Source organism: Mycobacterium sp. 1165178.9, from assembly GCF_001673555.1.
GTDB lineage: Bacteria > Actinomycetota > Actinomycetes > Mycobacteriales > Mycobacteriaceae > Mycobacterium.
In genome coordinates this window covers 1-8,062 of the sequence record NZ_LZMB01000452.1, presented here as the reverse complement: position 1 = coordinate 8,062, position 8,062 = coordinate 1, and the positions used below count along the sequence as shown (strand labels likewise).

Sequence of the window (8,062 nt, the reverse complement as noted above, 5' to 3'; positions counted from 1 at the left end):
GCGCGGCGACACGGTGGAGATCATCCCTTCGTACGAAGAGCTGGCGGTGCGCATCGAGTTCTTCGGCGACGAGATCGAGGCCCTGTACTACCTGCACCCGTTGACGGGCGACGTGATCCGCCAGGTCGATTCGCTACGTATCTTCCCGGCCACCCACTATGTCGCCGGCCCGGAGCGGATGGCGATGGCGATCTCGACGATCGAAGCGGAGCTGGCCGAGCGGCTCGCCGAGTTGGAGGGGCAGGGCAAGCTGCTCGAGGCGCAGCGGTTGCGGATGCGCACCAACTACGACATCGAGATGATGCGCCAGGTCGGGTTCTGCTCGGGCATCGAGAACTACTCCCGGCACATCGACGGCCGGGGTCCGGGTTCGCCGCCAGCGACCCTGCTCGACTACTTCCCGGAAGACTTCCTGCTGGTCATCGACGAATCACATGTCACCGTCCCGCAGATCGGCGGCATGTACGAGGGCGACATGTCGCGCAAACGCAACCTGGTCGAGTACGGATTCCGGTTGCCGTCGGCGTGCGATAACCGACCGCTGACCTGGGAGGAGTTCGCCGACCGGATCGGGCAGACGGTGTACCTGTCCGCTACCCCCGGCCCCTACGAGCTCAGCCAGTCCAGCGGTGAGTTCGTCGAGCAGGTGATTCGGCCCACCGGCCTGGTGGACCCGAAGGTGGTGGTCAAGCCGACGAAGGGGCAGATCGACGACCTGATCGGCGAGATCCGGAAGCGCACCGAGGCCGACGAAAGGGTGCTGGTCACGACGCTGACCAAGAAGATGGCCGAGGACCTCACCGACTACCTGCTCGAGATGGGCATCCGGGTGCGGTATCTGCACTCGGAGGTCGACACGCTGCGCCGGGTGGAGTTACTGCGTCAACTGCGGCTGGGCGAGTACGACGTGCTCGTCGGCATCAACTTGCTGCGCGAAGGCCTGGACCTGCCCGAAGTGTCACTGGTCGCGATCCTGGACGCGGACAAAGAGGGCTTCCTGCGCTCGTCGCGCAGCCTGATTCAAACCATCGGCCGCGCCGCGCGCAACGTCTCCGGCGAAGTGCACATGTACGCCGACACCATCACCGATTCGATGAAAGAGGCCATCGACGAGACGGAGCGACGCAGGGCGAAGCAGGTCGCGTACAACGAGGCGCACGGCATCGACCCGCAGCCGTTGCGCAAGAAGATCGCCGACATCCTCGACCAGGTCTACCGCGAGGCGGACGACAGCGAGACGGTGGAGATCGGCGGGTCGGGGCGCAATGCGTCCCGCGGCCGTCGCGCACAGGGAGAGCCGGGCCGCGCGGTCAGCGCCGGGGTCTTCGAGGGCCGCGATACGGCCAGCATGCCGCGCGCCGAACTGGCCGACCTGATCAAAGACCTCACCGCCCAGATGATGGCCGCGGCTCGTGACTTGCAGTTCGAGTTGGCGGCGCGGTTCCGCGACGAGATCGCCGACCTGAAGAAGGAGCTGCGGGGGATGGACGCCGCCGGCCTGAAATGAGTTTGCTGGCAACCGATCTCCCGCTCTTGTCGCGGCGAGAACCCATACGGTAGAGGAGTGACCGACGCGGCGACTATCACCGGCGGCTGGCGTGAGCTGCTGGGCGCGAGGTATCTGAGAACCTCGATACTGCTGGCCGGCGGGGTAGCGCTCTACGCCACCAATGAGTTTCTGACCACCAGCTTGTTGCCCAACACCATCGCAGAAATCGGCGGTAGCCGGCTCTATGCCTGGGTGACGACCCTGTATCTCGTCGGCTCGGTGGTCGCGGCCACGATGGTCAATCCGATGCTGCTGCGCATCGGTGCGCGGGCTTCATATCTGATGGGGCTGGCCGTCTTCGGCATCGCCAGCCTCGTTTGCGCTGCCGCGCCCACCATGCATGTTTTGATTGCTGGGCGGGCCATGCAGGGGGTGGCCGGGGGCTTGCTTGCCGGCCTGGGCTATGCGGTCATCAACTCCGCCCTGCCCCGCTGGCTGTGGACCCGGGGCTCTGCCCTGGTGTCGGCGATGTGGGGGGTTGCGACGGTGGTCGGACCCACGACGGGCGGCCTGTTCGCGCAGTTCGGGATTTGGCGATGGGCGTTTGTAGCGATGGCCGTGCTGACCGTGCTGATGGCCCTGCTGGTCCCGGTCGCGCTGGCCCGCGTCAGCCCGGCGAGCGGCATGCCCAGGATGAGAATCCCGGTGTGGTCGCTGCTGATCATCGGCGTGGCCGCGCTGGCCGTCAGCGTCGCGCAGATTCCGCATAACATAGCCGCGACGTATGGGCTGCTCGCGGCGGGCATCGGCCTGGTCGGCGTGTTCGTGATCGTCGACTGGCGCATGCACGCGGCCATCCTGCCGCCCAGCGTGTTCACTTCCGGCCCCCTGAAATGGATTTACCTCACCATGGGCGTGCTGATGGGCGCGGCGATGGTGACCACGTACGTGCCGTTGTTCGGTCAGCGACTGGCCCACCTGACGCCGATCGCAGCGGGGTTCCTGGGGGCGGCGCTCGCGGTGGGCTGGACGGTCAGCGAAATCGTCAGCGCCTCGTTGGAGCACCCGCGGACGATCGGGCGGGTGGTCCTGGTGGCGCCGATGGTGGTGGCGGCGGGCCTGGCGCTGGGGGCCGTGGCACGGCAGGGCGATGACTCGGCGTGGACCGCCGCGCTGTGGGCGGTGGCCCTGCTGGTCGCCGGCATCGGGATCGGGATGGCCTGGCCGCACCTGTCGGCCCGCGCGATGGCGTCCGTCGCGGACCCGGCCGAAGGCGGCGCCGCTTCCGCGGCGATCAACACCGTTCAGCTGACCTCCGCGGCCATCGGCGCCGGATTGGCCGGTGTCGTCGTCAACACCGCCACCGGTGGCGAGCAGATGGCGGCGCACATGCTGTTCACGGTGTTCACCGCGTTGAGCGCGGCCGGCGTCGCGGTGTCTTATGCCGCGACGCGCGCCGCCCGGCAAGCCCAGCCGGTCGGCACCGGAGACTGAGCTCAATTCCCCGCGGCTGTCGTTAGCCCGTGCAGCGGCCCCGCGCCGGGTGATGATATGCCGGCGCCGCGAAAGTCGAGGCCCGAATCCACTTGAGCCGCACGCGTTACGGGTGCAGCACGATGGTGCCGGCCGGCCGGCAGCGCATATCACCGCGTGGACTTGACAACCTGCGAGTAGTGGAATTGCCACCGCTCGACGATGTGGAAGCCCAGATAACCCGGGAATCGGTACGCCGGAGCGCGCCCGAATGCGCTTCCCGGCGGTAGCGATCGCCCGGATTGATGGTCGGGCAGCGAGTTGTCTTTATTGGTGATGGTCCAGATCGCCGGGCATTTGTTGATTTTGGCCGTCGTCAACCATACGGCGACGTGTCCGTCCCACAACGATCCGACCTTCGGGCCGTGCACGCCGCGCTCGACGTCGATCAGCGACCGGAAGGCCGCCGGCCGGGTGGCGAGTAGCGCACGAATTGGGCCGGGCCTCCACGGCACGGTGTTGTCGACCATCAGACAATCGCCGGGGGCGGCATGCGCGCTGATCAGATCGGCGACCTGGCTGTAGTCCCAGCCCTCTTTGGCATAAGGCCAGCGTTGGACGAACAGGTAATTCGGCACCGCGGCGATGGCGAACAGCAACACCCCGCCCGCGATGGGCCAGGGTCGGCGGGCGACGGTGACGAGGCAGGCCGCCGACGATGGCCCATCGCGGGGGCGGTGAAGATCAGGTAGCGCGGGTAGTAGATCGGCTCGCTTACGGCCGAATAGATGACGACCAGGGCGGTCGGAATCACCATCCAGGCCGCCGCGATGATCGACACCCGGCTGAGGTCGCCGGCCGGGGCCGGTACACCGGCGAGCCGCGTCACGACCGCTGCGACGATGACGACCGCGCTCGCGATGGCGAAGGCCACGCTGTGGTCGAAATACTGGCGCAGGATGATGTCGAACGCGTAATGCCAGCTCACTGGATAAATCCAGTTGACCTGCCAAACCTGGTTGTGCGCGAACACGAGGAACGGGGTCATGATCGCCACGGCCACGGCCGAGCTGGCGGCCCACCACAGCACCGGAGATCTGCGAGCGCCCTTGGGTGCGAGCAGTGGCAACATCGCGCCGTAAACCGGCACCAGCAGCACCACATTGACGTTGAGCAGGATCGACAGCATCAAACCCAGCGCGAACCAGGCCCACCCGCGCGGCTTGTTGCGCCGGACGGTGACGACGAGCAACGCCGTCAGCCAGACGGCCGCGGCGGCGACGAACGCGTACGGACGCGCTTCCATGCCTGCCCACGTCGTGCGCGGCAGGATTGCGAAAATCACGCCCGCGCACACCGCGGTGCGCCGCGTCGAGAACTGCCTGGTGAACACCGTGACCCCGGCGGCGGCGGCTCCGATCGCCAGGGAGCTGGGGAAACGCGACCAGAATTCGGTGGGCGGGAACAGCGCGAACCAACCATGCATCAGCAGGTAGTAAGCGCCATGGACGGCGTCGATGTGGCCCAGCAACCGCCACAGCTCTGGCAAAGTCCGGCTGGCCGCAGCCGATATCGTCGCCCCTTCGTCGAACCAGAGCGAAGGCCGGCAGGCCCATGCGGCGCTGACAACGGTGGCGAACAGCGCTATTGCCCACGGATCGAGCAACCTGCCGCGCGCACGCCCGGATGCGGGTTCGGCACCAACATCCCCCGCACGCGGTTCCAGAGTGGGCTCGAGGGTGGGCATGGACATGATGCTTGTTACTGTAAGTCGCGATTCATGCACTCGGTCACAAAGCGTCCGGCGCAATCGCGCTTCGTGCGTTCGTTCACCAAAAGCGGCGTGATGCAATGGCTTTTACGCTGGGCGTGCGCGTTTGGATGATTTGTCATTGCCGATATCTTCCGTTGCCGCAGCCAGAACCCGCAAATTGCGGACGCGCCACGCCGCGTTGCGTCGTTGATCTGTCTCCTGCGCATCGAGCAAACGCGCTACTGTCTTGGGTTGGCTGACCAACCGAAACTGGGAGGGTAAATGGGCGCCTATCGGACTGTGGTGGTAGGAACCGATGGCTCGGACTCGTCGATGCGCGCGGTGGAGAAGGCGGCGCAGATCGCCGGAGAGGACGCCAAGCTGATCGTGGCGTCGGCATATCTGCCCCAGCAAGAGGACGCCCGGGCCGCCGACGCCCTTCGGGAGGAAAGCTACAAGGTTTCGGGCACCGCGCCCATTTACGCGATTTTGCGCGATGCCAAGGACCGTGCCCACGCCGCCGGCGCGAAGAACATCGACGAGCGGCCCATCGTCGGGGCTCCGGTCGATGCGCTGGTGCACCTCGCCGAGGAGGAGCAGGCCGATCTACTCGTGGTCGGCAACGTCGGCTTGAGCACGATCGCCGGTCGGCTGCTGGGATCGGTGCCGGCCAACGTCTCGCGTCGGGCCAAGACCGATGTGCTGATCGTGCACACGACGACGTAGCACCCGGCTACCAGCCCCGCTCGCGCCATTCGCTCAGGTGGGGGCGCTCGGCGCCCAGCGCCGTGTCATCGCCATGGCCGGGGTAGATGACGGTGGAGTCGTCATACACGTCGAACACCCGGGTGCTGACGTCCTCGATCAGCTGGGTGAAATCGCCCGGTTGCCACGTCTTCCCGACACCGCCCGGGAACAAGCAGTCGCCGGTGAACAACTGCGTGACCCCGCCGGTCGCGGGCCCGTCGAGGGCCAGCGCGATCGATCCCGGGGTGTGCCCGCGCAGGTGGATGACGTCGAACGTCAGCTCGCCGATCTGCACGGTGTCACCACCTGCCAGCAAACGGTCCGGTTTGACCGGCAGCGGTTCCGCGTCGATCTCGTTGGCGGCGGTCGGCGCCCCGGTGGCGGCCGCCACCGCCTCCAGCGCCTGCCAGTGGTCGAAGTGCTGGTGGCTGGTCACGATCAGCGACACCTTCGGCGCGTTCTGCCGGATCAGATCGATCAGCACGTCGGCGTCGTTGGCGGCGTCGATCAGCAGTGTTTCGCCCGTAGCGGAACAAGTGATCAGATAGGCGTTGTTGTCCATGGGGCCCACGGAGACCTTTAAAATCGTGGCGCCGGGTAGGGTCCGGCGGGCCGCGGTACCGGGGTCGACGTGTCCGGTGTAGTTGTCGTCCACTGCAGTCATGTGCGCCACTCCTCGATCCCGCCTGGGCCGTCCGAGCCGGGAGCGGGGTCGTCGGCGCCAGTCTCTGGCGGCCACGTTACTGGTCGCACGTTGCTTGTCGGTATGGGCACATAGCATGGAATGCGCCGTGCGCAATTCCGGTTCGGATTCCGCATTGCGGCTACCAGAAGTCGCCAGATAGTTCCTGGGAGGGGCAGCGTTGGCTGACCGTCTGATCGTCAAGGGCGCCCGCGAGCACAACCTGCGCGGCGTCGATCTCGACCTGCCCCGCGATGCGCTGATCGTGTTCACAGGGCTATCGGGTTCGGGTAAATCGTCGCTGGCCTTCGACACGATTTTCGCAGAGGGACAGCGCCGCTATGTGGAGTCCCTGTCCGCCTACGCCCGTCAGTTCCTGGGGCAGATGGACAAGCCGGATGTCGACTTCATCGAGGGTCTGTCCCCGGCGGTGTCCATCGACCAGAAATCCACCAACCGCAACCCACGCTCGACCGTCGGGACCATCACCGAGGTCTACGACTACCTGCGGCTGCTCTACGCGCGGGCGGGCACACCGCACTGTCCGATCTGTGGCGAGCGGATCGCCAGGCAGACCCCGCAGCAAATCGTGGATCAGGTGCTGGCAATGCCGGAGGGCACCCGATTCCTGGTGCTCGCCCCAGTGGTGCGCACCCGCAAGGGCGAGTTCGCCGACCTCTTCGAGAAGCTCAACGCCCAGGGCTACAGCCGGGTGCGGGTCGACGGCGTCGTGCACTCGCTGACCGATCCGCCGAAGCTGAAGAAGCAGGAAAAGCACGACATCGAGGTGGTGGTGGACCGCCTGACCGTCAAGGCGTCCGCCAAGCAGCGGCTCACCGATTCGGTGGAGACCGCGCTGAACCTGGCCGACGGCATCGTGGTGCTCGAGTTCGTCGACCACGAACACGACGCGCACAACCGGGAGCAGCGGTTCTCCGAGAAGCTGGCCTGCCCCAACGGGCACGCCCTGGCGGTCGACGATTTGGAACCGCGGTCGTTTTCGTTCAACTCGCCCTACGGCGCGTGCCCCGAGTGCAGCGGCCTGGGCATCCGCAAGGAAGTCGACCCGGACCTGGTGGTGCCCGACCCCGAGCGCACCCTGGCCGACGGCGCGGTGGCGCCGTGGTCCAACGGCCACACCGCCGAGTACTTCATTCGGATGATGGCCGGGCTCGGTGACGAGCTGGGCTTCGATGTCGACACCCCGTGGCGCAAACTGCCGGCCAAGGCCCGCAAGGCGATTCTCGAGGGATCCGACCACCAGGTGCACGTGCGATACCGCAACCGGTATGGCCGTACCCGCTCCTACTACGCCGATTTCGAAGGCGTGCTGGCGTTCCTGGAGCGCAAGATGGCCCAGACCGAGTCCGAGCAGATGAAGGAGCGCTACGAAGGTTTCATGCGAGACGTGCCCTGCCCGGAATGCGAGGGCACCCGGCTCAAGCCGGAGATCCTGGCCGTCACGCTGAGCGCGGGGGACCGGGGCGCGAAGTCCATCGCCGAGGTCTGCGAATTGTCGATCTCGGACTGTGCGGAGTTTTTGAACCGGCTCACCCTCGGCCATCGCGAGAAGGCGATCGCCGGGCAGGTGCTCAAGGAAATCCAGTCGCGGCTGGGCTTTTTGCTCGACGTCGGGCTGGAGTACCTGTCGCTGTCCCGCGCCGCGGCCACGCTGTCCGGTGGTGAGGCACAACGCATTCGCCTGGCCACCCAGATCGGGTCGGGTCTGGTCGGCGTGCTGTACGTGCTCGACGAGCCGTCCATCGGGCTGCATCAGCGTGATAACCGTCGACTCATCGAAACCCTCACGCGGCTAAGGGGTTTGGGCAACACACTGATCGTCGTCGAGCACGACGAGGACACGATCGCGCACGCCGACTGGATCGTCGACATCGGGCCGCGCGCCGGCGAGCACGGC

Annotated in this window: 5 protein-coding genes and 1 pseudogene; 4 read left to right on the top strand and 2 right to left on the bottom strand. The window is 66.7% G+C overall.

Going from position 1 to position 8,062, the window contains the following annotated elements:
- Nucleotides 1-1,507, top strand: a 1,507-nt coding sequence (gene uvrB, locus A5652_RS19310) for an excinuclease ABC subunit UvrB (protein WP_067355125.1), incomplete at its 5' end; no start/stop codon positions are given.
- Nucleotides 1,508-1,564: 57 nt separating this feature from the next.
- Nucleotides 1,565-2,983, top strand: coding sequence for an MFS transporter (locus tag A5652_RS19305; RefSeq protein ID WP_067355121.1), 1,419 nt, complete (start codon nucleotides 1,565-1,567; stop codon nucleotides 2,981-2,983).
- Between the two features lie 149 nt (nucleotides 2,984-3,132).
- Here the strand turns inward: A5652_RS19305 and A5652_RS19300 are convergent.
- A pseudogene (locus A5652_RS19300) lies at nucleotides 3,133-4,715 on the bottom strand (hypothetical protein).
- A 282-nt stretch (nucleotides 4,716-4,997) separates the two neighbouring features.
- Here A5652_RS19300 and A5652_RS19295 point away from each other — a divergent pair.
- Nucleotides 4,998-5,441 carry a universal stress protein gene (locus A5652_RS19295; protein ID WP_067355118.1) on the top strand — a complete coding sequence of 148 codons (444 nt, stop codon included), beginning with the start codon at nucleotides 4,998-5,000 and terminating at the stop codon, nucleotides 5,439-5,441.
- Between the two features lie 7 nt (nucleotides 5,442-5,448).
- Here the strand turns inward: A5652_RS19295 and A5652_RS19290 are convergent, their stop codons facing one another.
- Complete coding sequence (locus tag A5652_RS19290) at nucleotides 5,449-6,126, bottom strand: MBL fold metallo-hydrolase (RefSeq protein ID WP_067355114.1); 678 nt, start codon at nucleotides 6,124-6,126, stop codon at nucleotides 5,449-5,451.
- A 199-nt stretch (nucleotides 6,127-6,325) separates the two neighbouring features.
- Between A5652_RS19290 and uvrA the strand changes: the two genes are divergently transcribed.
- The coding region (gene uvrA, locus A5652_RS19285; RefSeq protein WP_067355110.1) for an excinuclease ABC subunit UvrA at nucleotides 6,326-8,062 on the top strand (1,737 nt) is incomplete at its 3' end.